The sequence below is a fragment of the Paenibacillus pasadenensis genome (assembly GCF_023715725.1).
GTDB lineage: Bacteria > Bacillota > Bacilli > Paenibacillales > Paenibacillaceae > Paenibacillus_O > Paenibacillus_O pasadenensis_A.
The window spans coordinates 81,585-106,872 of record NZ_JAMBOT010000001.1 but is presented as its reverse complement, the minus strand read 5'-3'; the positions used below and the strand labels follow the sequence as shown (position 1 = coordinate 106,872).

The 25,288-nt window shown below is 55.1% G+C and carries 23 protein-coding genes; 15 read left to right on the top strand and 8 right to left on the bottom strand.

Features of this window, described 5'->3' with window-relative positions; all coding sequences use genetic code 11:
* Positions 1–16 precede the first annotated feature (16 nt).
* The 6 genes from M3223_RS24410 (at position 17) to M3223_RS00470 (ending at position 5,749) form a co-directional block, all read left to right on the top strand.
* Complete coding sequence (locus M3223_RS24410; protein ID WP_353057656.1) at positions 17–154, top strand: DUF5412 family protein; 138 nt, start codon at positions 17–19, stop codon at positions 152–154.
* Positions 155–331: 177 nt separating this feature from the next.
* Positions 332–1,006, top strand: coding sequence for a deoxyribose-phosphate aldolase (gene deoC / locus M3223_RS00490; protein ID WP_251557889.1), 675 nt, complete (start codon positions 332–334; stop codon positions 1,004–1,006).
* A gap of 234 nt (positions 1,007–1,240) precedes the next feature.
* Complete coding sequence (gene deoB / locus M3223_RS00485; protein WP_435367989.1) at positions 1,241–2,425, top strand: phosphopentomutase; 1,185 nt, start codon at positions 1,241–1,243, stop codon at positions 2,423–2,425.
* Between the two features lie 299 nt (positions 2,426–2,724).
* On the top strand, positions 2,725–4,038 hold the full coding sequence (locus M3223_RS00480; RefSeq protein WP_251557885.1) for a pyrimidine-nucleoside phosphorylase: 1,314 nt from the start codon (positions 2,725–2,727) through the stop codon (positions 4,036–4,038).
* Between the two features lies 1 nt (position 4,039).
* Complete coding sequence (locus M3223_RS00475) at positions 4,040–5,089, top strand: M42 family metallopeptidase (protein ID WP_251557882.1); 1,050 nt, start codon at positions 4,040–4,042, stop codon at positions 5,087–5,089.
* 54 nt (positions 5,090–5,143) lie between these two features.
* On the top strand, positions 5,144–5,749 hold the full coding sequence (locus M3223_RS00470) for a thymidine kinase (RefSeq protein WP_251557880.1): 606 nt from the start codon (positions 5,144–5,146) through the stop codon (positions 5,747–5,749).
* Between the two features lie 83 nt (positions 5,750–5,832).
* Here M3223_RS00470 and M3223_RS00465 read toward each other — a convergent pair whose 3' ends face one another.
* On the bottom strand, positions 5,833–5,970 hold the full coding sequence (locus tag M3223_RS00465) for a hypothetical protein (RefSeq protein WP_251557878.1): 138 nt from the start codon (positions 5,968–5,970) through the stop codon (positions 5,833–5,835).
* 206 nt (positions 5,971–6,176) lie between these two features.
* Between M3223_RS00465 and M3223_RS00460 the strand changes: the two genes are divergently transcribed.
* Positions 6,177–6,434, top strand: coding sequence for an HPr family phosphocarrier protein (locus M3223_RS00460; RefSeq protein ID WP_251557876.1), 258 nt, complete (start codon positions 6,177–6,179; stop codon positions 6,432–6,434).
* A gap of 111 nt (positions 6,435–6,545) precedes the next feature.
* Here the strand turns inward: M3223_RS00460 and M3223_RS00455 are convergent, their stop codons facing one another.
* Positions 6,546–7,481 carry a DMT family transporter gene (locus tag M3223_RS00455; RefSeq protein ID WP_251557874.1) on the bottom strand — a complete coding sequence of 312 codons (936 nt, stop codon included), beginning with the start codon at positions 7,479–7,481 and terminating at the stop codon, positions 6,546–6,548.
* A 148-nt stretch (positions 7,482–7,629) separates the two neighbouring features.
* Here M3223_RS00455 and M3223_RS00450 point away from each other — a divergent pair, with 148 nt between their 5' ends.
* The gene (locus M3223_RS00450; protein ID WP_251557872.1) at positions 7,630–7,866 is read left to right on the top strand and encodes a hypothetical protein; all 237 of its coding nucleotides are present in this window, start codon (positions 7,630–7,632) and stop codon (positions 7,864–7,866) included.
* A 20-nt stretch (positions 7,867–7,886) separates the two neighbouring features.
* Here the strand turns inward: M3223_RS00450 and M3223_RS00445 are convergent, their stop codons facing one another.
* Together M3223_RS00445 and glsA are read right to left on the bottom strand one after the other, a co-directional pair.
* Entirely contained in the window at positions 7,887–8,621 is a 735-nt protein-coding gene (locus M3223_RS00445) for an HAD family hydrolase (RefSeq protein WP_251557870.1), read from the bottom strand.
* 30 nt (positions 8,622–8,651) lie between these two features.
* A complete protein-coding gene (gene glsA / locus M3223_RS00440; RefSeq protein WP_435367988.1) occupies positions 8,652–9,590 on the bottom strand; it encodes a glutaminase A in 939 nt (312 codons plus the stop codon).
* 133 nt (positions 9,591–9,723) lie between these two features.
* Here glsA and M3223_RS00435 point away from each other — a divergent pair, with 133 nt between their 5' ends.
* A complete protein-coding gene (locus M3223_RS00435) occupies positions 9,724–11,073 on the top strand; it encodes a PDZ domain-containing protein (protein WP_251557866.1) in 1,350 nt (449 codons plus the stop codon).
* Positions 11,074–11,126: 53 nt separating this feature from the next.
* Here the strand turns inward: M3223_RS00435 and M3223_RS00430 are convergent, their stop codons facing one another.
* The 4 genes from M3223_RS00430 to M3223_RS00415 are packed head-to-tail and all read right to left on the bottom strand — an operon-like array spanning position 11,127 to position 14,398.
* On the bottom strand, positions 11,127–11,996 hold the full coding sequence (locus M3223_RS00430; RefSeq protein WP_251557864.1) for an SDR family oxidoreductase: 870 nt from the start codon (positions 11,994–11,996) through the stop codon (positions 11,127–11,129).
* Between the two features lie 16 nt (positions 11,997–12,012).
* Positions 12,013–12,978, bottom strand: coding sequence for an electron transfer flavoprotein subunit alpha/FixB family protein (locus M3223_RS00425; RefSeq protein WP_251557862.1), 966 nt, complete (start codon positions 12,976–12,978; stop codon positions 12,013–12,015).
* Between the two features lie 43 nt (positions 12,979–13,021).
* Entirely contained in the window at positions 13,022–13,783 is a 762-nt protein-coding gene (locus tag M3223_RS00420; protein WP_251557861.1) for an electron transfer flavoprotein subunit beta/FixA family protein, read from the bottom strand.
* 33 nt (positions 13,784–13,816) lie between these two features.
* Positions 13,817–14,398, bottom strand: a complete 582-nt coding sequence (locus M3223_RS00415) for a TetR/AcrR family transcriptional regulator (RefSeq protein ID WP_251557859.1) — start codon at positions 14,396–14,398, stop codon at positions 13,817–13,819.
* 276 nt (positions 14,399–14,674) lie between these two features.
* On the opposite strand from M3223_RS00415, the gene M3223_RS00410 reads away from it, so the two are divergent.
* From M3223_RS00410 to M3223_RS00385, 6 genes are all read left to right on the top strand, one after another.
* Positions 14,675–16,942, top strand: coding sequence for a (Fe-S)-binding protein (locus tag M3223_RS00410; RefSeq protein WP_251557857.1), 2,268 nt, complete (start codon positions 14,675–14,677; stop codon positions 16,940–16,942).
* A 144-nt stretch (positions 16,943–17,086) separates the two neighbouring features.
* Positions 17,087–19,486, top strand: a complete 2,400-nt coding sequence (locus M3223_RS00405; RefSeq protein WP_251557855.1) for a 3-hydroxyacyl-CoA dehydrogenase/enoyl-CoA hydratase family protein — start codon at positions 17,087–17,089, stop codon at positions 19,484–19,486.
* A gap of 51 nt (positions 19,487–19,537) precedes the next feature.
* On the top strand, positions 19,538–20,722 hold the full coding sequence (locus tag M3223_RS00400; protein ID WP_251557852.1) for an acetyl-CoA C-acetyltransferase: 1,185 nt from the start codon (positions 19,538–19,540) through the stop codon (positions 20,720–20,722).
* A 52-nt stretch (positions 20,723–20,774) separates the two neighbouring features.
* The gene (locus M3223_RS00395) at positions 20,775–22,556 is read left to right on the top strand and encodes an acyl-CoA dehydrogenase family protein (RefSeq protein ID WP_251557850.1); all 1,782 of its coding nucleotides are present in this window, start codon (positions 20,775–20,777) and stop codon (positions 22,554–22,556) included.
* A 203-nt stretch (positions 22,557–22,759) separates the two neighbouring features.
* Positions 22,760–24,469, top strand: a complete 1,710-nt coding sequence (locus M3223_RS00390; RefSeq protein WP_251557848.1) for a long-chain-fatty-acid--CoA ligase — start codon at positions 22,760–22,762, stop codon at positions 24,467–24,469.
* 40 nt (positions 24,470–24,509) lie between these two features.
* Positions 24,510–24,947 (top strand): PaaI family thioesterase, encoded by a 438-nt coding sequence (locus tag M3223_RS00385; protein ID WP_251557846.1) that lies wholly within the window; start codon positions 24,510–24,512, stop codon positions 24,945–24,947.
* Positions 24,948–25,288 lie beyond the last annotated feature (341 nt).

Here is a 25,288-nt window from a genome sequence, read left to right as displayed (position 1 = left end):
CACGCCTGTCTTCGACATGAAGCCGGGCGTTTTTTATTGGGACTCCCCGCAGGAATCGGTTCGATTCTATTGGATCGACAATAACACGATCGTTATAAACGGCCAGGAAATTAAATTACCAAACGGCAAATTTGACTTTAGGCATGATAAGTAATGTTCAATATTAGAGTTGAATACCAGCGAGTCTGTGCATAAAGAGCAGACTCTTTTTGGCATTCTAAGGAAATTGCAGGTTGAAATACCAGGGTGAACAAATGATTAATCTATGTTTTACATTTGTTCAAAGCGATGTTATGATAATGTCAGTTCATAAAATTGGGGTGGTTATGGAATGGAACAGGCACAATTGGCGGCAATGATCGATCATACCTTGCTCCGCGCAGATGCGACCCAGGCAGAGATCGCCCGGCTCGTAGAAGAAGCGAAGAAATACGGATTTGCATCTGTTTGTGTAAACCCGACCTGGGTAGCTTTTGCGGCAGAAGGACTTGCCGGTACGGAAGTTAAAGTATGCACGGTTATCGGTTTTCCCCTGGGAGCATCCACTAGCCGCACAAAAGCATTTGAGACAAGCGACGCCATTACCGGCGGAGCTGCGGAAATAGATATGGTCGTTAACATCGGAGCGCTGAAGGACGGGCGCGACGACGAGGTTGAAGCGGACATTCGCGCAGTTGTGGAGGCGGCTTCCGGCAAAGCCATCGTTAAAGTAATTATCGAAACCAGTCTGCTGACTGAGGAAGAAAAGGTTCGCGCTTGCCAATGTGCAGTCAGAGCAGGAGCCGATTTTGTGAAAACGTCGACCGGATTTTCGACTGGCGGAGCTACAGCTGAGGACATTTCGCTGATGCGCAAAACAGTTGGACCAGACATCGGCGTTAAAGCTTCCGGAGGCGTACGCAGTTTGGAAGATATGCAGAGTATGGTAGCCGCTGGCGCTACAAGAATCGGAGCAAGCTCCGGAGTTAAAATTATGGAAGGCGGCCGCGCTGAATCCACGTACTAAGATTGACAGGGCGCGTTTTCTCCATTTTAAAGGGCTGAATGTAAGCTCGATATCAGCCGGTAAAACCTCATGGTTTGCCGGCTGATTGCCATTGAACGGACCGGAGCTCTTCCGGGTGCGCTGTCCGGATATGGGAATTATTGCTTGAAGCGGCCTTATCGGAGCCCCGTTCGTTTGCTCCATTGGGAGCGTTTGCGCTATTATAACAGGCATGGATAAACAGGAAGGGAATTGATCGATATGTTTAAGCGCATTCATCTGATCGTTATGGATTCTGTCGGCATCGGATCCGCTCCTGATGCGGCTTCTTTTGGCGATTACGACGTCGATACACTCGGTCATATCGCCGAGTCGACGGGAGGCTTACATATGCCTGTGATGGGCAGCCTCGGACTTGCCAATATCCGGCCGTTTGAAGGAATTCAGCCGGCTGCGCAGCCGCGCGGATTTTATGGCCGGATGCAGGAAGCATCCAGCGGTAAAGATACGATGACCGGCCACTGGGAATTGATGGGACTTCGAATTGATACGCCGTTTCGCGTATTTGAAAATGGCTTTCCGCAAGAGCTGATCGATCGGATCGAACAGCATACCGGGCGGAAAGTAATCGGCAATAAAGCGGCCAGCGGAACGGAAATTATCGATGAGCTAGGCGAAGAGCATGTGCGGACAGGTGCGCTGATCGTCTACACATCAGCTGACTCGGTTCTGCAGATTGCCGCGCATGAAGAAGTGGTGCCGCTGCCTGAGCTGTATTCCATCTGTGAATTCTGCCGTGAGATTACGCTGGAAGACCCGTACATGCTGGGCCGCATCATCGCGCGTCCGTTCATCGGACAGCCCGGTTCATTTAAACGTACGGCAGGACGCCATGATTATGCGCTGAAGCCGTTCCAGCCGACGGTAATGAACACGCTTAAGGATTCAGGTCTCGATGTTGTCGCAATCGGCAAAATATCGGATATTTTCGACGGCGAGGGAGTCACGCGCAGCATCCGTACCGCATCCAATAGCGAGGGCATGGAAAGGCTGACGGAGGTTTGCGGCGAATCATTCACCGGCATCAGCTTCCTGAACCTTGTTGATTTTGACGCCCTTTACGGCCATCGCCGCGATCCGAAAGGATACGGACAGGCATTGGAGGAATACGACGCTCAGCTGCCAGCCGTTTTGGACAAGCTTACAGAGGACGATTTGCTTATTGTAACGGCCGACCACGGCAATGATCCGACTTATTCCGGGACGGATCATACGCGTGAATTCGTGCCGCTTATCGTTTACTCGCCGCGCTTTAAGGAAGGCCGCGAGCTTCCGCTGCGCTTAACGTTTGCGGATGTCGGCGCGACCGTAGCCGATAACTTTGGCGTAAAGCTGCCTGAGCATGGCAAGAGCTTTTTGAAAGAGCTGTCAGCCGAGTAAAAACGATACAATTACAAGAAAGACCGGACGTCCGTCAGTGCATGGCGGATGGATCACGAGGTGCTCGAAATTGGGCAAGAGTCGACTGCTCTGATTGTTGCTCCGGAGACGGCTATTGGCATCCCGGTATTGTAATAAATTAACGTCGTTAATCATGGGGAGTCGCCAGCATTCGCCAAGGATCGAATTGGTTGTCGATTAATGACGTTAAATGCCTGGAATCCTGCTGTGGCGCGAATTTTGTCTAATTAATGCCATGATAATTTAATGTGATTAAATATTATGAGGAGGAACAACATATGAGAATGGTAGACCTGATTGAGAAAAAGAGAGACGGGCACGAGCTGACGACGGAGGAAATCCGTTTTATCGTTGAAGGATATACAAATGACAAAATTCCTGACTACCAAGTGAGCGCGCTTGCGATGGCGATTTTTTTCCAGGACATGAACGACCGTGAACGCGCCGATCTGACGATGGCGATGGTAGAGTCTGGCGAAACAATCGATCTGTCGGATATTAACGGGATCAAGGTGGATAAACATTCTACCGGCGGTGTTGGCGATACAACTACGCTTGTGCTGGCTCCATTGGTCGCCGCAGCAGGCGTGCCGGTAGCGAAAATGTCGGGTCGCGGACTCGGCCATACGGGCGGCACGCTCGATAAGCTTGAGGCTATTCCGGGCTTCCATATTGAGCTGACCCGCGAAGAGTTCGCGAGCAGAGTCAACGAATCGCTTATTGCCGTTATCGGCCAGTCCGGCAACCTGACTCCAGCCGACAAAAAGCTGTACGCGCTTCGCGATGTGACGGCGACCGTTGATTCGATTCCGCTGATCGCAAGCTCCATTATGAGCAAAAAAATCGCCTCCGGCGCCGATGCAATCGTGCTCGACGTCAAAACGGGCGCAGGGGCATTTATGAAGGACGAAGAGGATGCGCGCAAGCTGGCAGCTGCTATGGTAGCGATCGGCAATAAAGTCGGCCGCAACACGATGGCGGTCATTTCCGACATGAGCCAGCCGCTTGGCTTGGCAATTGGCAACTCGCTTGAGGTTCAGGAAGCGATTGAAGCGCTGCGCGGCGGTGGCCCGGACGATCTGCGCGAACTGTGCCTCGCGCTTGGACGTCAAATGGTTTACCTGGGCGGCAAAGCGGATTCCCTCGAGGAAGCCGAGGAGCTGCTGAAGGAGCTGCTGGATAACGGCAAAGCTCTGGAGAAATTTAAGGAATTCATCCGCAATCAGGGCGGCGATCCTGCTGTTGCCGACGATACAAGCCTGCTGCCGCAAGCTCCTTACCGGATTGAGCTTCCGGCCCGCGAGGACGGATTCGTGTCCCGCATGACGGCGGACGCAATCGGTACGGCGGCTATGGTGCTTGGCGCAGGACGGGCAACAAAAGATTCGGTCATCGATCTGTCGGTCGGCCTGATGCTGAACAAAAAGGTCGGAGACGCAGTTAAAAAGGGCGAGTCGCTCGTAACGATTCACGCGAACACGGAAGATGTAGCGGACGTCATGGAGAAACTGTACGCTGCAATTGAAATTGCTCCGCAAGCGGAAGCGCCATTGCTCGTTCGCGGTATTGTAACGGGAAACGGAGAGCAGTAAAATGAATACGGTCTGGAAGGGCAAACTTGACCGTTCATATATGCTGAATATTTTGGAGCGGCTGCTCGAAACGCCGAGCCCAAGCGGTTTTTGCGGGGAGATTATGACCCTGCTTGAAGCGGAGTCGAAACGGCTTGGCTTTGAGCTGCAGCGCACGCCTAAAGGCAACGGCTTAATCGAGCTAGACGGCGGGGCCGAAGGAGAGCCGCTGCTGCTTACCGCTCATGTTGATACGCTCGGAGCCATGGTGCGGGCCGTTAAAAACGACGGCAAGCTGCGAATGACTCCCATAGGCGGGTATGACATGTCGACGGTTGAGGGAGAGTATTGTCTTGTGCATACGCGCAGCGGCAATACCTATTCCGGCACCGTGCTTTCGACGATGCCTTCCGTCCATGTTTATCCCGACTCCCGCACGCAGAAGAGGGATGAGAGCACGATGGAGATCCGGCTTGACGCCGATACGGCAAGCCGCTCCGAGACGCTTGCGCTTGGCATTGCCCCGGGAGACTTCATCTCCTGGGACCCGCGTGTAAAGCTGCTCCCGGAGGGCTGGATTAAGTCCCGCCATCTTGACGATAAAGCAAGCGTAGCTGCTCTCTTTGCAATTTTGGAGGCTGTCAGCCGGGAAAGGATTCAGCTGCGCCGCCCAGTCAAGCTGCTCATCTCTACGTATGAGGAGGTTGGCCACGGCAGTGCCTGGATTCCGGCAGATATCGTCGAGATGATCGCCGTTGATATGGGAGCGCTGGGAGACGATCTGAGCGCGACGGAGAAGGATGTTTCCATTTGCGCCAAGGATTCCTCCGGTCCGTATGATTACGGCATGACATCGAGACTGATCCAGCTTGCCGAAGGTCAGGGTATTCCGCATGCGGTTGATATTTATCCCTTCTATGGCTCCGATGCCAGTGCAGCTCTCCGGGGCGGAGCGAACATTCGCGCCGCTCTGATCGGTCCAGGCGTACATGCCTCGCATGGCATGGAGCGCACGCATGCCGATGCCGTTTTGGGAACGGCTGCTTTGCTGCTGGCATACATCATGGAATAACAGGCGCAGCTTTTTCAAGAGAGCGGCCCTGTGACGGTTCAGGAGGGTGCAAGGTTGGCTCAGCTCTACTACAAATACGGTACAATGAACAGCGGCAAATCGTTTGAAATTATCAAGGTAGCCCATAACTACGAGGAACAAGGCAAAGCGGTGCTGATCTTTTCTCCGGCTGTTGATACGCGCAGCGGCAAGGAGGAGATCGGCTCCAGAGTCGGATTTACCCGCCAAGCAATTCCCGTAGCGGACGGCACGGATATTTTTGAAGAGGTGCTGCTTCATCAGCCGGCGGACGCGCCAAAACAGATTTATTGCGTTTTAATTGACGAGGCTCAATTTTTAAATCGCCGGCATATCGATCAGCTTACCAAAGTTGTGGATGAGCTGGACATTCCAGTGATGGCGTTTGGCCTTAAAAACGACTTTCGCAACGAGCTGTTTGAGGGCAGTTATTATTTGCTGGCTCAGGCGGACAAGATCGAGGAAATTAAAACGATCTGCTGGTACTGCGACCGTAAAGCGACGATGGTCATCCGCTTTGTGGAAGGAGTTCCTGTCAACGAGGGAGCGCAAATTCAAATCGGCGGAAACGACGATTACAAGCCGGTTTGCCGCAAATGCTACAAAGCGGCATTTAACGATGCGGCCAACAAAAACACGTAGCGGCGCATGCTCAAAAAGCCCTGTCCTTATGACAGGGCTTTTCTTATTGCGGCGGTCAGCTGTTAGCTGCTCAAAGCGGTCGATTACCGGTTCCGGCCTTTGTTCTTTTTAGCTTTGCGGCTCAACCAAAATACCCATATGCCGACTCCGGCAACGCCTACAGCGGCGAGGATATAAAAAAAGATGGTGTAGAGCCTGTCCTCAAAAGGTGTAATCATCATCGGGAATCGCCTCCTGTTTTCATATTCATTTTTACCCATGACCGCTAATTTTAAGCTTTTGGGATTGACAACGGCTCCGTCCGCCTGCAAAATAAATGAAAGTTTTGCAGTGCAGCATACAAGCACCGGAACCTTTGCCGAATTTGCAGAATATGAATAGGGATATAGATGATAGATACCATTACGGCCAGGAAGGTTTGTGAATAATGAGAGTGCATGAATTTGTGATTACATCGGATTTTAACCGGGAGGATCTGACACGCCTGTCCGCAGACGCGGCACGTTTTCAATCCGACATTAAGCTGGAGTTCTCCAACGGGGACAATTACAACATCGTCGATGTCAAAAGTCTGCTCGGCATGCTGCTGCTTCCGATTCGTTCGGGCACGCCGGTAATGCTGCGTATTCAAGGCAAGGACGAGACGGAAGCAATGTCTTATATGATTGACGCTTTCGAAAAATAACGCAGCAGCACAGGGCAATTTACGCCTGATTGTGCGCATATGAAAGGGCCGCTCCTAAGAGTGGCCCTTTCATATGCCGCAGGTTCAAAACCGGCGCATCTATTTTGTTAGCTACGCGCTTTCGGCGGGGGAAACGCTTGGCTGCTGCTGCGGGTTTTCCTTGGGTTTAACTTTATTTTCCGAGCGCAAATACACAATAAAACCTGCAATCATGGCGCCGCCGCCTGCCAGCTGAAAGGCGTTCAGCGCTTCGCCGAACAGCGCCATGGCCAGCAGGCTGGCTCCTACTGGCTCTGCCAGCACGCTCATCGATACGGTTGTAGGGCGTAAATACTGAAGCAGCCAGTTGAAGATCATATGGCCGAATACGGTCGGGATAATGGCGAGCAGCAGGAAAATCATCCACTCCCGGGACGCATAACCCGTCATCGGAATTCCTAGCGAAACGTTGTATAAAGCAAAAAACATAGCCGTAAAGCCAAACACGATTAGGCTGTATACATAGGGCGGCATGCGGCGCAAAAGCTGTTTGGTTAAAATAATATTAACAGCGACTGCCGCTGTTCCGAGCAGCGACAGGGCGTCGCCGAACAAGGCTTCTCTGGAGAGCCCGAAATCGCCCGAGCTGACCAAAACCGCGCCGCCAATGGATACGGCCATTCCGATCCAGGCTGCTTTTCCAAGCCGGTCGCGCAGCAGGAAAAAGGCGAGCGCAGCGACAAATACCGGCTCCAGCGTCAGCATAATCGTAGAGCTGGCGACGGAGGTGTAGGATAGCGACGCCATCCATAGCAGAAAATGCAGCGCCAGGAAAAATCCCGCGCTAATGAGCAGAGCCCAGTCCCGGAGCGTTAACTTTTGGATTGCCGGCAGCTGGCGCCAGCCAAACGGGAGCATAAGCAAAAAAGTAAACAGCATGCGGTATAACCCTTGAACCGAAACCGGGGCGCCGGAGTAGCGGACGAGAATCGGAGAAACGGAAATAGCCGCCATGCCGACCAACAGAGCGGCGAGCAGCGATGTCGAAGACTTGGATGTCGGATTCATGAGATTCATTGTAAGTCCGAATAGACTTTATTTCAATCAGCCGTCCGATTTAATCGGAATAAGATTGTCACATTTATAGCTCGAATGGGCCAACTATGTCCTAGCCGGTTAGGGTAAACTAGATAAAGAAGGAAGGAGTGTCTTACGGATGGTTAGCAAAGCATCTTCAATCACGGACTGGTATTACCTGATTATGTTTGGCGTTATTATGATAATCATTTTGCTAGCTTCTTGGATTGGATTCCGAAAGTTAGTGAAAGCCGATATGGATGAACCCGAGCATCGCTCCATCAGTGTTTCCAAAACCGGCGAGGACCTCCCGGCAGAGCCAAAAGCGGCTGACGATAATAAAAAAGTCTCGCCTACACATAAAGACCGCTCCTAGAAGGGGCGGTCTTTGCATGTTCACGGACTGTCGGCGCTGCCGTTCTGCCATTCGTGCAGCCAGTGTTCCAGCTCGCAAATTGAATCGATAATACCGTCCGGCTCGCTAATTTTGGACGGGCTGTACTGGCGAAGCGCAAGCCCTTGGCGCACCCATAAGGCGCGCATGCCCAAATGTTTGGCGGGGATGATATCGTTGTCGATCCGGTCTCCGACCATTAATGTTTCGGCAGCGGTGCAGCCGGCTGAGTTAAGCGCGTATTCATACAGCTTGGGATCGGGCTTAACGAGACCGAGCTCGGCGGAGGCAAATACTTCGTCGATATGCTCCAGCAAGCCGTAGCTCCGCAGCCGGTCGGCTGTTCCGGCGCTTTGGTTGGCAATAACGCCGATTCGGTAACGGCTGCTCAGCCGCTCCAGAATGCCGCGAGATTCGGGGAAAGGCCGGTCCAGCTCTTTGCGGTATTTCATCTCGGACCAGATTGCCTGCCGAAGTGCGGCATCGGGAAATAACGTTTGCAAAATATCTGCCATCGGAAAAGGCGAAAACCTCTTATGGGCCTCCATCCACAATTCGCGGACATGGCCCCTTGAGACGGCAATTCCTCGTCTTCCGGCGGCGGCGATCAGCTGGCGGGTAATGTCCTCAATCGGCTCCGATTCGTCCACCAGCGTTTCGCCTACATCAAAAAAGATCCATTTCAGCGGCGAGTTCATCATAATTCGTATCGTATCATTTCCCTGAACCGGCAACAAGTGGACAACGCCAGGCAGTTTATGCGCAAGTTAGAACAGGCTCCAATCAAATTCTTTTGATAGCTGCTCCAGCAAATGAACGCCGGCGACGCTGTTGCCGTGGCGGTTCAGGGAAGGGCCAATGATTCCGATTCCGGCACGGCCGGGAAGCAGGGCCATAATGCCGCCGGATACGCCCGATTTAGCCGGCAGTCCGACATCGATGGCAAATTCGCCGGAGCCGTTGTACATGCCGCAGGTAACCATGAACGTTTTGGCGATTTGCACATAACGGCGGGGGATTAGGCGTTCGCCGCTGTCCGGATCCACGCCGTCGAGCGCCAATACTAGCGCCATGCGGGCCAGCTCGCCGCAGTCAACGGTAAGCGAGCAGTGTTTGAAATAAACCTCCAGCACATCTTCCACTTTGCTTTGCAGCACACCGTTATCCGTTAAAAAGTAAGCCATCGAACGGTTCAGATTGCCGGATTCCGATTCGGAGCGGTACGTATCCTCATCAAGCTGCAGCGGGCCGCGGCCGGCGAGTTTGCCTAGAAAGCTTTGAATGCGGGTTATTTTTTCCTCATTGGAGCTTCCCGCGATGAGGGAGCTGACCACGATTGCACCGGCATTAATCAAGGGATTAAACGGAATGCCGGGCTGGACGAGCTCCAGCTTCAGCATGCTGTTGAAGCTGTCCCCGGTAGGCTCCATGCCCACTTTGCTAAAGACGATCTCCTCGCCGTTGTCCATAAGCGCCATGATTAACGTAAACACCTTGGATATGCTCTGCAGCGTGAAGGGGCTGCCGCAATCTCCAGCGGATACCGAGCGCCCGTCCGCGCCTCGGATTTGAATGCCGAGCATGGAGGAGTCAGCCTTGGACAGCTCAGGAATATAGGAAGCGACTTTGCCGAACGGAGCGGCATGGCGCGCTTGCTCCAGCCAGACCGGCAGTCCTGCGGTTAGGGAAGACCATTCGTTCATTATGTTCAACCTCTCTGTAGACGGAATATTTTCCATTGTAGCATGAGAGCGCTGCTGCGTTGAAATGCCTGCCCCTACTCCTGTATTCTAAAAAGGAAGGTTCAGGAAATTTGCGCCTGCCGGGAGGCAATAGTCTATGTCCAAAGGAATTCGCTGGTATATCGCATCTTTTGCTGCTGCTATTTTGGCATCGGTCGCCGGACAACTGATTTGGCTTGCGGACCCGCTGCGCGCCGGTTCATTTTATTGGATGGATATGATCGAGTGGCTGGCACGCGGCTGCGCGCTCATTCCGTTATGCTGGACAATCGGCGCTTATCGCTCCTGGTCCGGCAGCAAAAGCCGGCGGCTGCCAGTGCTTAAGCTGCTTATTGCCGCAGGCGGCATGCTCACGGCGGCGCTGCTTGTTCTGCAGCCCGATCGTTATTCCGCGCTGGCGGCTGCCGGTGGAGTAACCGCGCTGCTGGTGCTGCTGGATACGGCTGCCGAGGAACGGCGCAGGCGGCGGTTTCCGCTTCGTACGGCAGCGTTTGCGGTCGTGCTGCTTGCGCTTGGAGCGCTGCTTTTTTATCCGACGTCTTATGCGGTCACAATGCCAGGTTTTACGCTCAATATGAACCGTTACGCGCAGGTGGAGGGCGGCGGCACGCATGGCTCCCTGGAAGGCGTGCTTGTTATCGAGCGTCCCGCGTTTCCGGTCGATTGGCTGTACGCCTCTCTGCTGCCGCATATGACGCTCAGCAAAAGAGATACGAGCATACCCATCTCGGAAATTCAGCGTCAGGTATCCATTCAACGGGCAGGCGCCAACGAAGTAGGGACAGCGGTGGCGCTGCAGAAGCTCGGATTGGGAAAGGGAGTTATGCCGCTTGGCATTCAGGTGCTTGCTGTATTGAAGAACAGCCCGTCTAAAGGCATGCTGGAGCCGGGGGATGTTTTGCTTTCAATTAACGGGCAAACGGTGCGGGATACCGATGAGCTTGCAGAGGTGATGAGCGGCGTTCAGCCCGGCTCTGAGGTGAAGGTGGGTTATGAACGCGGCAGCCTAAAAAACACCGCTGTTGTTACCGCAGGCCAAAGCGCCGACGATGCTAAACGGGCCGTTCTTGGGGTGCAGGTGCAGGATCGAACCAAGGCCGACCTGACCCGAGCCATGAGCTACAGGCCGTATCTGGTCTACCAAGGAGGGCCGTCGCATGGCGCGATGCTCGCTCTAACGGTTTTGGATCAGCTAACGCCAGATGGTGTAACATACGGCAATCAGGTTGCCGGAACAGGCACCATTGACAACAAGGGCAACGTAGGACCGATTGGCGGCATAGAGCAAAAGGCTTTTACAGTGGAGCGGGCGGGAGCCGATGTGTTTTTTGTGCCAGCGGGCCAGGAACAGGATGCGCGCAAGGGAGCGAAAAAGCTCAACATCGTGCCGGTGCGCACACTGGATGAGATGCTCGCTTGGCTGAAGGAAAATCCGAAGCAGCGGTAACGGCAAAAGGACATCCTCTGCGATCCGCGCAGGGATGTCCTTTGTTGTGCTGGTTATGATTTTGTCGACTTAATCATCGCTGCTAGCTGATCCCACTGATCGTCCGTAACGTCGAGCAGACCGTTAAATTGTCCTGCCCCTTGCAGCCATTCCCCGCCGTCAATCGTGACGCATTCACCGTTCAGGTAGGCTGCGTAGTCCGAAACGAGGAAGGCGGCAAGATGAACAAGCTCTTCCTTGCTGCCAACCCGGCCCAGCGGAATGCGGTCGATCATGTTTTGCGCCAGCTCAGGCGTAGGGAGCAGGCGTGACCAAGCGCCTTCGGTCGGAAAGGGGCCAGGCGCGATAGCGACCTGCCGGATGCCGTAACGCGCCCATTCCACAGCAAGCGAGCGGGTCAGCGCCAGCACGCCTGCCTTGGCGGCAGCGGACGGAACGACAAAGGCGGAGCCCGTCTCGGCATACGTTGTGACGATGTTAAGCATCGTGCCGGAGCGGCCCGCGTCAATCCAGCGTTTGCCGAATTCAAGCGTCGTGTAAAACGTGCCGTGCAGCACGATGTTCAGCACAGCGTCGACGGCGCGATGGGACAGCCGCTCGGTCGGACTGATAAAATTGCCTGCGGCGTTGTTAACGAGCACATCGATGCCGCCGAAGCGGCTGTCCAGCGCATCGGCCAGCGCTGCAATCGCAGCCGGATCCCGCACATCGCAGCTGTGGACGTAAACGTCGCACCCGGCTGCGCTTAGCAAAGCTTCCGCCTCGCGCAGCTTCTCCTCGCGCCGTCCGGCAAGCGCTATCCGCGCGCCAAGCTCCGCGAAGCCTTCCGCCATCGCTCTTCCAAGGCCGGTTGCCCCGCCGGTAACGAGCACGGTTTTGCCCTGCAGCAGATCGGGCCTGAACGGTCCGGTACCTTGATTCATCCCTAGCCGCCTCCTTTTAGGCCAACACTTTGCGGAACTCTGCCGTCAATAAAGGCACAACCTCGAACAGATCGCCAACGATGCCATAATCCGCTACTTTAAAAATAGGGGCCTCCGGATCTTTATTAACGGCAATGATGACGCGGGATTGGCTCATGCCCGCCAAATGCTGAATGGCGCCGCTGATGCCGCAGGCGATGTAGACCTCCGGCGTAACCACCTTGCCGGTCTGGCCAATCTGCAGCGCGTAGTCGCAGTATCCGGCGTCGCAGGCTCCGCGCGAAGCTCCGACGGCGGCTCCGAGCACGTCGGCAAGTTCCTCCAGCGGCCTAAAGCCATCGGCGCTCTTGACGCCGCGACCGCCGGAAATGACAATTTTGGCTTCGGCAAGATCGACCTTGCCGCCTGCTTTGCGCACGACGTCGCGCACGATGGAGCGAAGATCGCCGGGAGGAGCATATTCGCGGTCAACAACTTCGCCTGGAGAGTCGGCAGCTGAAGCTGGAGGAATATTGTTAGGACGGACGGTAACAACGCCGGATGAGGACAAAAACCGTTTTTCCTCAAATGCCTTGCCGGCATAGATTGGCCTTTTGTACTGCTCGCCCGGTTCAATGGCGATGACATCGGAAATTTGCCCGGCTCCAATCAGCGCTGCGATTTGCGGCGCAAGATCGCGTCCTTCTGCGGTATGCCCAAGAAAAACGCGGTTGGGCTGGAGCTCCAGAACGATGCCCTTAACCGCTTGCAGGTAGGCAGGAGCGTTGTAGCTCGCCAGATCGGGATGGTCAACCGCGTACACTTTGCCGCCTGTGTAACCCGCAAGCTCTCCGGCCAGCGCAGTAATGCCGCTGCCGATAATAACGGAGGAAATCTCCGCGTTTTCCCCTGCGGCGATGCGCGCTGCTTGAAGCGCTTCCAGTGAAACCTGGCGAAGCTTGCCGCCGCGAACCTCTGCGATAACGAGAATCGGATTGCTCATCGTTTATTCCTCCTTAGTCGGTCGGGAACGAGCTGGACTTGTATTAGATGGCTTTCGCTTCTGTGCGCAGCAGTTCCACCAGCTTGGCGGCCTGCTCGGCGGGAGCGCCTTTCAGAATCTGGCCGGCGCCGCGTTCCGGCGGGAGGGCAATCGATACGCGTTCGGTCAGCGGCGGCGCTTCGGCAAGTCCGAGATCGTCTAGCGTCAGTGTCTGGAACGGCTTTTTCTTTGCTTTCATTATGTTAGGCAGGGAAGGGTAGCGCGGCTCGTTCAACCCTTGCTGGGCAGTAAACAGGGCGGGGAGGGACAGCTCCAGCGTTTCGGTATCTCCTTCGGCATCGCGTTTAACGACAGCCCCAGAGCCGCTGATTTCAAGGGACGTAATGGAGGCGGCATGCGGGATGCCAAGGCGGCTCGCCAGACGGACGGCGACCTGGCCGCCGCCGCTGTCTACGGAAAAGTTGCCGCCGAGCAGCAGATCAAACGGTTGGCTGGACAGGAATGCCTCCAGCGCAGCTGCGGCGGCTCCTTCATCGGCGGCGATTCGCTCATCGGAGATTAAAACCGCCTCATCCGCACCCATTGCCAGCGCCTGGCGGAGCGCTTCCGCCGAACGGCCCGGCCCTACAGAGAGGACGGTCACTTTGCCGCCGTGGCTGTCGCGCTGCTGTAGAGCTTCCTCAACGGCGTATTCGTCGTAAGGATTGATGACAAATTTTACTCCGTCGTCTGAGACGGCTCCGTTTTCAATGACGATTTTTTCCTCGGTATCGAACGTTTGCTTGAGCAGGACATAAATGTGCATAGGCTCAGCTCCTCCTTTGGAATAAACGTTGTCTTATTTGAGGCCGCATAAAAAGAAATCCACGCTTTTGTCCACCTGGGCGGTCAGCGAATATTTCATCCCGGAAATCAGCCACGACGTGACCGCTTCATCCATTCCTCCAAAGATCAGCAGGCGCGTCAGCTTAATATCGAGATCCTGCCGGAACGCGCCTTCTCTCACCCCTTTTTCCAGAATATGCTCAATCAGCTCAATATACGGCTTTACGACGAGGCCAATTGACCTGCGAAGTTCCAGCGAGCTTTGCCGCAGCTCAATCTGCGCAACATAGGCCAGGTTCACGTTGCTTTCAAGCGTCGAATAATGAATTTCGCAGACAGCCCTGAGCGCCTCCTCGGCGGTAGCGGTTTCACGAATGCGGGTATGGAAGCGCTCGACAAGATCCCCCAGCTTTTCCTGGAACAGGGAGATAAGGATATCTTCCTTCTTCTTGAAATATAAATAGATCGTACCGTCCGCAACGCCGGCTTCCTTGGCAATCTTCGACACTTGAGAGCCGTGAAAGCCATTTTCGGCAATAACTTTCAAAGCGGCCTCGAGGATTAAAAAATATTTTTCCTGCTTCCTACTTGTCATGGTTGCACCTCGATGGTAGTATTTACGTATGGTGAATGAATGCTCATTCATTTTTCTTCATCTTAGGGGATACAACACCGATTGTCAACGTTTTATGCGAAAGAATGCCGGCTTTAGCAGGAGCTTTCTCGGGAACAGGCAGCAGTCAGGATGTACGCTGTACTAACGGCGATTCCGCTAAGATTTTTTTGTTCCCTCCATGAAAGCGCTTCATATAACAAAGCCCCCAGCTTCTGTTGAACATGCCCACATAAATGCGGAAGGATGAGAGCCCACATGATTGGACAGCTGATACAACTTGCGCTGTTTCTCGCCGTCACCGGCTTCGGTATTTACTTGTTCTATCGGGCGGTCTATCACCGCTACCTTTATTTGAAGCTTGGCCGGCCGGCGGATTGGCCCCTAAGCGGAAAGGATCGCTGGCCGGAGTTTTTGGCGCAGGTGTTCGGACAGACGAAGCTGCTGAAGGACCCAAAAAGCGGCATCATGCACATTGTCATTTTTTACGGCTTTGTCATTTTGCAGCTGGGAGCGCTCGATCTGATCGTCAAAGGGCTGACCGGCGGGGGGCATTTGCCAATACCCGGTTATGATCTGTTTAGCCTCGTGCAGGAAATTACGGTTGTTCTCATTCTGCTTGCGATGGGATATGCCGCTTACCGGCGTTACGGCGAAAAGCTTGCCCGGCTTAAGCGGGGGCTGAAACCAAGCATCGTCCTTTATTTCATTTTCTCGCTGATGTTTTCCGTGCTGTTCTCGCTTGCATTTGAGCGGATTTGGCTTGGTATGGAATTCTCCTGGTATGCTCCAATTTCGTCTCTGATGGCGGAAGCGTTCTCCGGCCTGTCCCTAACGGCAGCACATGTTTTGTTCCTCATTTCCTGGTGGGCGCATCTCGCCATTCTGCTCGCTTTTCTCGTTTATGTGCCGCAATCGAAGCATTTTCACATTATTACTGCACCCATCAATATCTTTCTGCGCCGCAAAACGCCTGTTGGCCGCCTTGCCAAGCTGGATCTGGAGGACGAGGAGGCGGAGTCGTTCGGCGTTGGCCGGATCGAGGAATTCACGCAAAAGCAAATGCTGGATTTTTACGCGTGCGTAGAATGCGGGCGCTGCACCAATGTTTGCCCGGCTTCCAATACAGGTAAGGCTCTGTCGCCGATGCATCTGATCATCAAGCTGCGCGACCATTTAATTGACAAAGGCGCGGCTGTAACCGGCCGTTCCCCATGGGTGCCGGAATTCGCATTTGGTGGAATCGATCCGTCTAAAGCCCATCTGTTTCAGCCTCGCAGTCTGGATCATGGCCCGTCCCTGCTGGATCTGGCAGCGGGCGTTGCGGGCAAAGAAGAGGTGGCTGTGGCGGCAGAAGGTGCGGCTGGAGTGCGATGGCTCGATCCCGGAGCAGCGATTACGAACATCCGCCCTACGCTTGACTGGCAAAAAGCATCTTGGACCGTTCAGGAGCGCAAGCCGGAGGAAGTTGAGCTGATTGGCGACGTAATGACCGAGGATGAAATCTGGGCCTGCACAACCTGCCGCAACTGCGAGGATCAATGTCCCGTCGGCAACGAGCATGTCGATAAAATTATCGACATGCGCCGCCATCTCGTGCTGATGCAGGGCAGCATGCCGCATGAAGGCCAGCGCGCCATGCAGAACATCGAGCGGCAGGGCAATCCATGGGGCATCAGCCGCAGCGACCGGGCCAAATGGACGGGCGATGTGGACGGGATTAAAGTTCCGACAGTTAAGGAAAATCCGGACTTCGACATCCTGTTTTTTGTCGGCTCCATGGGCTCCTACGATCTGCGCAGCCGCAAAATCTCGCGCGCCGTGGCGCGTCTTTTGAACGAATCCGGGGTCAGCTTCGCAATTCTCGGCAACGAGGAGAAAAATTCCGGCGACACCCCGCGCCGTCTTGGCAACGAGATGCTGTTCCAGCAGTTGTGCATGGAAAATATCGAGACGTTCCAGCGTTACGGCGTCAAACGAATCGTTACCGCCTGTCCGCATACGTTCAACACGCTCAAAAACGAATATCCCGACTTTGGCATGGAAGGCGTGGAGGTGCAGCATCATACGCAGCTGTTCGACAGGCTGATCGCCGAGGGACGGCTGAAGCCGGCTCATCGGGTGGAAGAACGCATCACCTATCACGATTCCTGTTATTTAGGCCGCTATAACAACGTTTATGACGAGCCGCGCAACGTGCTTAAGGCTATTCCTGGCGTCGAATTGGTAGAAATGACGCGCAATCGGGAAAACGGGATGTGCTGCGGCGCTGGCGGCGGTTTGATGTGGATGGAGGAAACCTCGGGCAAACGTGTCAATCTGGCTCGTACCGAGCAGGCTTTGGAGGTTAATCCGACGATGATCAGCAGCGCTTGCCCGTATTGCCTGACGATGCTGGAAGACGGCACAAAGCTGAAAGAGGTCGACGATCTCGTAAAAGCGCGCGATATTGCAGAAATTTTGGAGCAGTCGGTGTTTGGCGCAGCCGGTGCCCCGCCGCAGGAGAAGAAAGAGGTGGCCGTTTAACATGATCGCCGTAAAAAGCACATTCAGGATGGCCCGGGCTCCATAGTGTTGAGGGTGGATAACCCTGAAAAGCAGGCGGCGCAACGACAATGCTTCATCAGCCTTTCCCGCAGCAACTAACCTTTTTCGAGGAGGCACATTACGATGAGTTTAACGATCCGAAAGGCAGCCGTCATCGGCTCCGGCATTATGGGCTCCGGCATTGCCGCCCATCTTGCCAACGTTGGCATTCCAACGCTGCTGCTGGACATCGTTCCGAAGCAGATGACCGCAGACGAAGAGAAAAAGGGATTAACGCTGGAGCATCCCGCCGTGCGCAGCCGGTTCGCGGCAGCCGCGATTGCCAAGCTGAAAAAAACAAAGCCTGCGCCGCTGTACGATGACGCCTTTGCCGCGCGTATCACACCGGGCAATCTGGAGGATCATCTGGAGTCGCTTTCCGGGGCCGATTGGATTATTGAAGTTATCGTTGAAAACCTGGACGCGAAACGCAGCCTGCTGGAGCGCATCGAAAAGGTGTGGAAGCCGGGTGCAATCGTCACCTCCAACACCTCCGGCATCTCAATCAACGCGATGCTCGAAGGCCGCGGCGAGGCTTTCTGCGCCAGCTTTATGGGCACGCACTTTTTCAATCCGCCCCGTTATATGAAGCTGCTTGAAATTATTCCTGCGCAGCAAACCGACCCGCAGCTTGTGCGCGACATGAAACAATTTAGCGAGTCGGTGCTTGGCAAAGGTGTTGTCATCGCTAAAGATACGCCGAATTTTATTGCCAATCGGATTGGGACGTACGGTCTGCTCGTAACGCTGCAGGAAATGGAGAAGGGCGGTTACAGCGTAGAGGAGGTTGACGCGGCTACCGGCCCGGCGCTCGGACGGCCGAAAAGCGCCACCTTCCGCACCCTCGATCTGGTCGGACTGGATACATTTGTCCATGTGGCGGACAACGTCCGGAATCATGTTGATCGCGATGCCGAACGGCGCGCTTTTGCGCCTCCAGCGGCGCTGACAGAGCTAGTTGCGCGCGGCTGGCTGGGAGAGAAGAGCGGCCAGGGCTTTTATATGAAGCGCAAAGGGTCAGGCGGCAAAAGCGAAATTCTGTCACTCAACCTGAGCACGATGGAATACTTCCCGCAGCAAAGGGTCAACTCGGCTTCTCTGGAAGCGGCAAAGCTGGCTAAAGGAGCCAAGGAAAAAACGAAGGCGCTGCTTGCGGCGGGCGACCGTTATTCTCAGCTGGCGTGGAACATTATGAAACAGGTGCTTGTGTATTCCGCAGACAAAGTAGGCGAGATTGCGGATTCGATTCAGGAAATCGACGAGGCAATGAAATGGGGCTTTAGCTGGGAGCTTGGCCCGTTTGAAACCTGGGATGCGATCGGTCTTGTCCGCTCCGTGCAGCGCATGGAAAGCGAAGGGACATCCGTTCCTGATTGGGTGAAGGAATGGATCGCTAAAGGCAACACGAGCTTTTACCGCAAAGAAGAGGGCAAGCGATTCTATGTCAGCGGCGGCGAGTTCAGGCAGGCGGAGCAGGCTCCGGAGGAAATCGACCTGCGGTCGCTTAAGGAGCAGAACCGGGTCATCAAGTCCAACACCGGCGCCAGTCTGATCGATATCGGAGACGGAGTGGCATGCCTGGAGTTCCATTCTCCGAACAACGCCATCGGCGGGGACATTTTGACGCTGATTCAGCAGAGCGTGGAAGAGGTGCGCCGCAATTGGACGGGGCTTGTCGTAGCGAATCAAGGCCGCAACTTCTGCGTCGGAGCCAACATCATGCTGCTGCTTATGGAGGCGCAGGACGAGGAATGGGATGAGATCGACGACATCATCCGCCTGTTCCAGCAGAGTATGCTGAAGCTGAAGCGGCTGGATAGGCCGGTCGTCGCGGCGCCGCATCGGATGACGCTTGGCGGCGGTGTTGAGGCCTGTATGCCAGCGGATCAGATCGTCGCTTCTGCGGAGACCTATTACGGGTTAGTCGAAGTAGGCGTAGGCCTCATTCCGGCAGGCGGCGGCTGCAAGGAGTTTGCGCTTCGCGTGAGCCAGCAGGCGCCTCACCCCGACACCGATCTGCTGCCGTATCTCGGCAAAGTGTTCGAAACGGTCGGTCAGGCGAAGGTATCGTCCAGCGGGCATGACGCCAAACGGCTCGGGTATTTCCGCGGCATTGACCGCATTGTGCCAAACGAGGCTCATCTAATCCATGAAGCAAAACAGGCCGTTCTGCAAATGGCGGCGGAAGGATATACGCTGCCGGCGGCGGAGAAAATCCGCATCGCTGGCGCGGAAGGCAAAGCAGCGCTGCAGCTGGCGGCAATCGGCATGCGCGAGGGCGGCTACATTAGCGACCATGACCTGCTCATCGCCAAAAAGCTGGCCCATGTGCTGAGCGGCGGCGATTTGCCTGCAGGCACGCTTGTGACAGAGCAGTATATGCTCGATCTGGAGCGCGAGGCGTTCCTAAGCCTTACCGGCGAGCCAAAAACACAGGCGCGCATGCAGCATATGCTCACCAAAGGCAAGGCTCTGCGGAACTGACGTGGCTGCTATTAATAGAAAGCAAAGCCAAAAAGGAGCGTGAACGGCGATATGAGAGAAGCGGTAATCGTATCTATGGCGAGGACGGCGATCGGGCGCGGCAAAAAAGGCAGCCTGCGGCAAACCCGCGCCGACGATCTCGGGCGCATCGTGCTGGACGAAGTGGTGCGGCGCGCGCCGGGGCTGAATAAGGAGGATGTGGAGGACATCATCATCGGCTGCGCCATGCCGGAGGGAGAGCAGGGCTTGAACTTTGCCCGCATCATGTCGCTCTACGCCGGATTTCCGGTCACGGTGCCGGCGCTGACGATCAACCGTTTCTGCTCCTCGGGCTTGCAATCGATTGCGTTTGCGGCGGAACGCATTATGACTGGCGGCGCGGATGTGCTTATTGCGGGCGGCGTGGAGAGCATGAGCCATGTGCCGATGACCGGCTTCAAAATATCTCCCAACCCGCGCATCGTCGAAGAGATGCCGGAGGTGTATATCGGCATGGGGCATACCGCCGAGCGGGTTGCCGAGCAGTTCGGCGTATCGCGGGAGGATCAGGACCGGTTTGCTTCCCGCTCGCACGAAAAAGCGGCGGCAGCGATTGCCGCCGGCAAATTCGATGACGAAATCGTACCCGTAGACGCGGAGCTAAAATCGCTGGAGGAGGACGGCCGGGTCAAAACCGAGGCGTTCACGTTTCGGATGGATGAAGGCGTGCGTCCCGACACCACCGTGGATACGCTTGGCAAGCTGCGGCCGGCGTTCAAGCTGAACGGCACCGTAACGGCAGGTAATTCCTCGCAGGTCAGCGACGGAGCGGCGGCGGTGGTGATCATGAGCCGGGAAAAGGCGGATGAGCTTGGTTTGAAGCCGCTAGCCACGTTCCGTTCATTTGCGCTGGCCGGCGTGGAGCCGGAAATTATGGGCGTCGGCCCGGTCAAGGCGATTCCGAAGGCGCTGCAGCGGGCTGGCATTACGCAGGAGCAGGTCGGGCTGTTCGAGATTAATGAAGCGTTTGCGTCGCAGTGTCTGCATATTATCCGCGAGCTGGGCATAGACGAGGATAAGGTGAATGTAAACGGCGGCGCGATTGCGCTTGGCCATCCGCTCGGCTGCACCGGCACCAAAATCAGTGTCAGCCTGATCAACGAGCTGCGCAGACGCGGCGGCGGTTACGGCGTAGTGAGCATGTGCATCGGAGGCGGCATGGGAGCCGCAGGCGTATTCGAAGTCCATCCGGCGTGAAGCCGGGATTTCTTCCTATTTTAACCCATCCATTCCAAAGGAGCGGCTGAAAATGACAACAACAAATAAAGTGTTAGGCGGCAGCTTTATCATTGAAGATATCGATGCAGACAACATTGTCATTCCCGAGGAGCTTACGGAAGAGCAGCGTATGATCGCTGAGACGACGGAGGATTTTGTAACAGGGGAAATTGAACCGGTCGACGAAAAAATCGAGAAGCTGAACTATGAGCTGACAGTTGAAAAGCTTCGCAAGGCGGGCGAGCTGGGCCTGCTCGGCGCGGACGTGCCGGAGGCGTACGGCGGCCTCGGCCTCGATAAGGTAAGCTCCTCGCTGATCAGCGAAAAGATGACCAAGGCGAGCGCGTTCGCTCTAACCGCCGGGGCGCATGTCGGCATCGGCACGCTGCCGATCGTTTATTTTGGCAACGAGCAGCAAAAGATGAAGTATTTGCCGAAGCTGGCAACCGCCGAGTTAATCGCCGCCTATTGCTTGACAGAGCCTTCTTCCGGATCCGATGCGCTGGGAGCCAAGGCGACGGCGGTGCTCAGCGAAGACGGCAGCCATTACGTGCTGAACGGCACGAAGCAGTTCATTACGAACGCCGGGTTCGCGGATATATTCATCGTTTACGCCAAGGTAAACGGCAATGATTTCAGCACCTTTATCGTGGAGCGGACGATGGACGGCGTCAGCATCGGCCCGGAAGAGAAAAAGATGGGCATTAAAGGCTCCTCGACATGCCCGCTCATTTTGGAGGACGTAAAGGTTCCGGCGGAAAATCTGCTGTGGGAGGTGGGAAAAGGCCATCTGATTGCCTTCAACATTCTCAACATCGGGCGTTACAAGCTGGCTGTCGGCTGTCTCGGCTCCGCCAAGGACGCAATCGAATATTCGTCCAAATACGCCAACGAGCGCACGCAATTCGGCCGCGCAATCAGCAGTTTCCCGCTAGTTGGCAAGAAACTCGCGGAAATGAACATCCGCACGTATGTGATGGAAAGCATGGTATACCGCACCGCAGGGCTGTTTGATGTTGGTCTTGCCGATGTCGACTATTCCGCACCTGACGTTGGATATCAATCCGCCAAAGCAATTGCGGAGTACCAGCTGGAATGCTCCATCAACAAAGTGTTCGCTTCCGAAGCGCTTGATTTTGTCGCGGACGAAGGGGTGCAGATTCATGGCGGATACGGCTTTACGCAGGAATACCGCATTGAGCGCATTTACCGGGACTCCCGCATTAACCGTATTTTTGAAGGCACAAACGAGATCAATCGCCTGTTAATTCCGGGAACGCTCATTAAGCGGGCGATGAAAGGCGAGCTGGCGCTGCTGCCGAAGGCGATGAAGCTGCAATCCGAGCTGATGGAGCTTCGCTCCTCGAATCAGTTGTTTGAAAATCCGCTGGACCAGGAAACGTACCTGCTGGAGAACGCCAAAAAAATCTTCCTGATGGCTGGCGCGTCCGCCGTGCAGAAGTATCAGACGAAGCTGGATCAGGAGCAGGAAATTCTCAGCAATATGGCGGATATTATGATTGGCGTGTTTGCAATGGAAAGCGCGATCTTACGCACGAAAAAACGGATCAAGCTGCAAGGCGGTGCCAAAGCGCAGCTCGGCGTAGACATGACCGTTGTATTCGTGCAGGAGGAATTCGCCCGCATTGCGGAGCTGGCGAAGGAAACGCTGGCGGCTATGGAAACAGGCGACACGCTCAAAACGCAGCTGTCTGTGCTGAAAAAGCTGACCAAAACCGCCACCAACGACACAGTCAAGCTGAAACGCCGCATCGCATCCCGCGTCATTGAGGCTGAGCGTTACGTGCCATAAGAACAAGTTCAAAAAGGTCGCCATTCAGCATCGAGAAGGTTGCGAGAACCGGAAGAAGAGGAGCGGAATGTAGGCAAACCTACATGAGCACCGGACTTCGAGGGTGAACACAAGATTCGATGTCGAGTGCGCTTCCTGGTTTACATCGTGATCAATGGTGGGCTTTTTGAACAACCTCCATAAGAACAGAATGGGGTGACGGTATGTCGAACAGACCATGGCTCAGACATTACCCGGCCGAAGTTCCGCCGACCTGCGATTATCCGGACCATAACCTGGCGGAATTCCTGGTGCGGACGGCTGAACGTAACCCGAATCATACGGCGCTTGAATTCATGGGCGCCAGCATGTCATATGGAACGCTGCTAGATGCTGTATACCGTTATGCAAACGCGATGATCAGCCTCGGTCTTCGCAAAGGAGACCGGGTTGCGGTCATGCTGCCCAACTGCCCGCAGGCCGTCATCGCCTATTATGGCTCGATGCTGGCCGGCGGCGTTGTTGTGATGACGAACCCGCTCTACATGCCGCGCGAGCTGGAGCATCAGCTTAACGATGCCGGAGCGAGGTTCATCGTGACGCTGGATTTGCTCGTCGGCCGTGTTCGCCAGGCGACGGAAGGCACCCCGATGGAGCGTATTATTGTAACTTCAGTCTCGGATTACCTGCCGTTTCCGAAAAATCTGCTCTATCCGATCAAAGCGAAAAAGGACGGAACTCCGCTTCCCAAGCTGGATTTCGGCGACACGCAGCTGCTCCGGTTTACAAAGCTGCTGCGCGAGGCGCTGAGCGATCCTTGCCGGGTGCCGGTGCAGTCGCGTACAGATCTCGCGTTGATTCAATATACGGGAGGCACAACCGGCTTTGCCAAAGGCGTTATGTTAACTCATCGCAATATGATTGCAAATACGATTCAGGCCCATCATTGGAATTACCGGAACAAGGGCAGCAAAGACAAGTATTTGGCTGCTTTGCCCTTTTTTCATGTGTTTGGCATGACGGTGCTGCTTAATCAAGGCGTGCGGGTCGGAGCGACGCTCTACTTGATGCCGCGATTTGAAATCAATGCCGTGCTGAAGGCGATCCAAAAACATCGGCTGACACTGTTTCCCGGAGCCCCGACCATGTATGTCGCTCTAATTAATCACCCGGATGTGAGCAAATACGATCTGTCCTCCATTGATGTCTGCATTAGCGGGGCGGCCGCGCTGCCGCTTGAAGTTCAGGAACGGTTTGAGAAGCTGACCGGCGGCAAGCTGATCGAAGGCTACGGCTTGACGGAGGCCGCGCCTGTTACGCACGCCAATAATATTTGGGAGCTGCGCAAAGCTGGCTCTGTGGGCATCCCAATCCCGGATACGGAGGCGCGCATCGTGCACCCGGAATCGGGAGAAGACGTGGAGCCTGGCGACATCGGCGAGGTGATTGTACGCGGCCCGCAGGTGATGGCGGGCTACTGGAGGCGGCCGGAGGAAACCGCGAAAACGTTGAAGGACGGCTGGCTTTATACAGGCGACCTTGCACGTATGGACAGCGACGGTTTTTTCTATATTTTAGACCGGCGCAAGGATCTGATCATTGCTGGCGGGTTCAACATTTATCCGCGTGAGGTGGAGGAGGTGCTGTTCGAGCATCCCGATATTGAAGAAGCGATTGTTGCTGGTGTCAACGACCCTTACCGCGGCGAAACGGTTAAAGCCTACATTGTGCTGAAAAGCGGCGCTTCAGAAGATCCGGAGGCGCTTAAGCAATGGTGCAAGGAGCGGCTTGCCGTCTATAAGGTGCCGAGAATTTATGAATTCCGCAGCAGCCTTCCCAAAACGCTGGTGGGCAAAGTGCTTCGCCGCAAGCTGCTGGAAGAAGAACAGGAGAGAGAGCAGACGACAAACGGAGAACCGACAAGCGGAAAATGACAGCGGAGAACGAACGGCGAAGCAGGAAGGAGGTCCGACAATGAGCTCTTCTATGGAAGCGGATTCATCAGATAAAGCCAAAAAGCTGATTGCAAAGTGGGCGGCCGCGGCGGAGCAATCGTTCTGGGGTTACATCGGAGGCGAGGTCCAGACGTTAGGCGATGGTCATACCGAGGTATTTCTGGATATCAAGCCGCATCATATGAACTTGATCGGAATTTTGCACGGAGGCGTTTATGCAACGCTGATCGATTCCGCCATGGGGCTTGTGGCTATGGCTGCCCGGCCTGACAACGCCGTCGTGACGACAAATCTCAATTTGAATTATGTGTCGCCGATTAAGGAAGGGCGTTTGATCGTCACTGCGGACATTGTGCACGAATCCCGCAACATGATCAGCACGCAAGCCTTTGCCCGGAGCGAGGACGGCAAGCTGTACGCGTTTGGCACTGGTACGTTCCGGATTTTGGGGGCTTGATAGTCTGCGCCGGTTAAGGTCGTCCAATGACCTTACGGGACGCGTAAGTGTAAAAACCGCGCTCGGTAAGGTCGTCCAACGACCTTACGGGATGCGGAAGCGAGAAAATCGTGCTCGGTAAGGTCGTCCAACGACCTTACGGGATGCGTAAGTGTAAAAACCGCGCTCGGTAAGGTCGTCCAACGACCTTACGGGATGCGGAAGCGAGAAAATCGTGCTCGGTAAGGTCGTCAATGTTATGCAATACCGCCGGGCCCGGATTGCGGGTCCGGCTTTTTTTTGAGCTGCAGTCCGCGTATGCTGGCTTCTTTGCTTAAGGCATGAAATAATGAAACAAGACG

Bases quoted from the DNA above. Each gene is read 5' to 3' on its own strand.
- deoC (WP_251557889.1), top strand. From the start codon at position 332: ATGGAACAGGCACAATTGGCGGCAATGATCGATCATACCTTGCTCCGC.
- M3223_RS00405 (WP_251557855.1), top strand. From the start codon at position 17,087: ATGAGTTTAACGATCCGAAAGGCAGCCGTCATCGGCTCCGGCATTATG.
- M3223_RS00395 (WP_251557850.1), top strand. From the start codon at position 20,775: ATGACAACAACAAATAAAGTGTTAGGCGGCAGCTTTATCATTGAAGAT.
- M3223_RS00425 (WP_251557862.1), bottom strand. From the start codon at position 12,978: ATGAGCAATCCGATTCTCGTTATCGCAGAGGTTCGCGGCGGCAAGCTT.
- M3223_RS00475 (WP_251557882.1), top strand. From the start codon at position 4,040: ATGAATACGGTCTGGAAGGGCAAACTTGACCGTTCATATATGCTGAAT.
- M3223_RS00480 (WP_251557885.1), top strand. From the start codon at position 2,725: ATGAGAATGGTAGACCTGATTGAGAAAAAGAGAGACGGGCACGAGCTG.
- M3223_RS00420 (WP_251557861.1), bottom strand. From the start codon at position 13,783: ATGCACATTTATGTCCTGCTCAAGCAAACGTTCGATACCGAGGAAAAA.
- M3223_RS00465 (WP_251557878.1), bottom strand. From the start codon at position 5,970: ATGATGATTACACCTTTTGAGGACAGGCTCTACACCATCTTTTTTTAT.
- M3223_RS00390 (WP_251557848.1), top strand. From the start codon at position 22,760: ATGTCGAACAGACCATGGCTCAGACATTACCCGGCCGAAGTTCCGCCG.
- M3223_RS00460 (WP_251557876.1), top strand. From the start codon at position 6,177: ATGAGAGTGCATGAATTTGTGATTACATCGGATTTTAACCGGGAGGAT.
- M3223_RS00410 (WP_251557857.1), top strand. From the start codon at position 14,675: ATGATTGGACAGCTGATACAACTTGCGCTGTTTCTCGCCGTCACCGGC.
- M3223_RS00455 (WP_251557874.1), bottom strand. From the start codon at position 7,481: ATGAATCCGACATCCAAGTCTTCGACATCGCTGCTCGCCGCTCTGTTG.
- M3223_RS00400 (WP_251557852.1), top strand. From the start codon at position 19,538: ATGAGAGAAGCGGTAATCGTATCTATGGCGAGGACGGCGATCGGGCGC.
- M3223_RS24410 (WP_353057656.1), top strand. From the start codon at position 17: ATGAAGCCGGGCGTTTTTTATTGGGACTCCCCGCAGGAATCGGTTCGA.
- M3223_RS00415 (WP_251557859.1), bottom strand. From the start codon at position 14,398: ATGACAAGTAGGAAGCAGGAAAAATATTTTTTAATCCTCGAGGCCGCT.
- M3223_RS00430 (WP_251557864.1), bottom strand. From the start codon at position 11,996: ATGAATCAAGGTACCGGACCGTTCAGGCCCGATCTGCTGCAGGGCAAA.
- M3223_RS00435 (WP_251557866.1), top strand. From the start codon at position 9,724: ATGTCCAAAGGAATTCGCTGGTATATCGCATCTTTTGCTGCTGCTATT.
- M3223_RS00450 (WP_251557872.1), top strand. From the start codon at position 7,630: ATGGTTAGCAAAGCATCTTCAATCACGGACTGGTATTACCTGATTATG.
- M3223_RS00385 (WP_251557846.1), top strand. From the start codon at position 24,510: ATGAGCTCTTCTATGGAAGCGGATTCATCAGATAAAGCCAAAAAGCTG.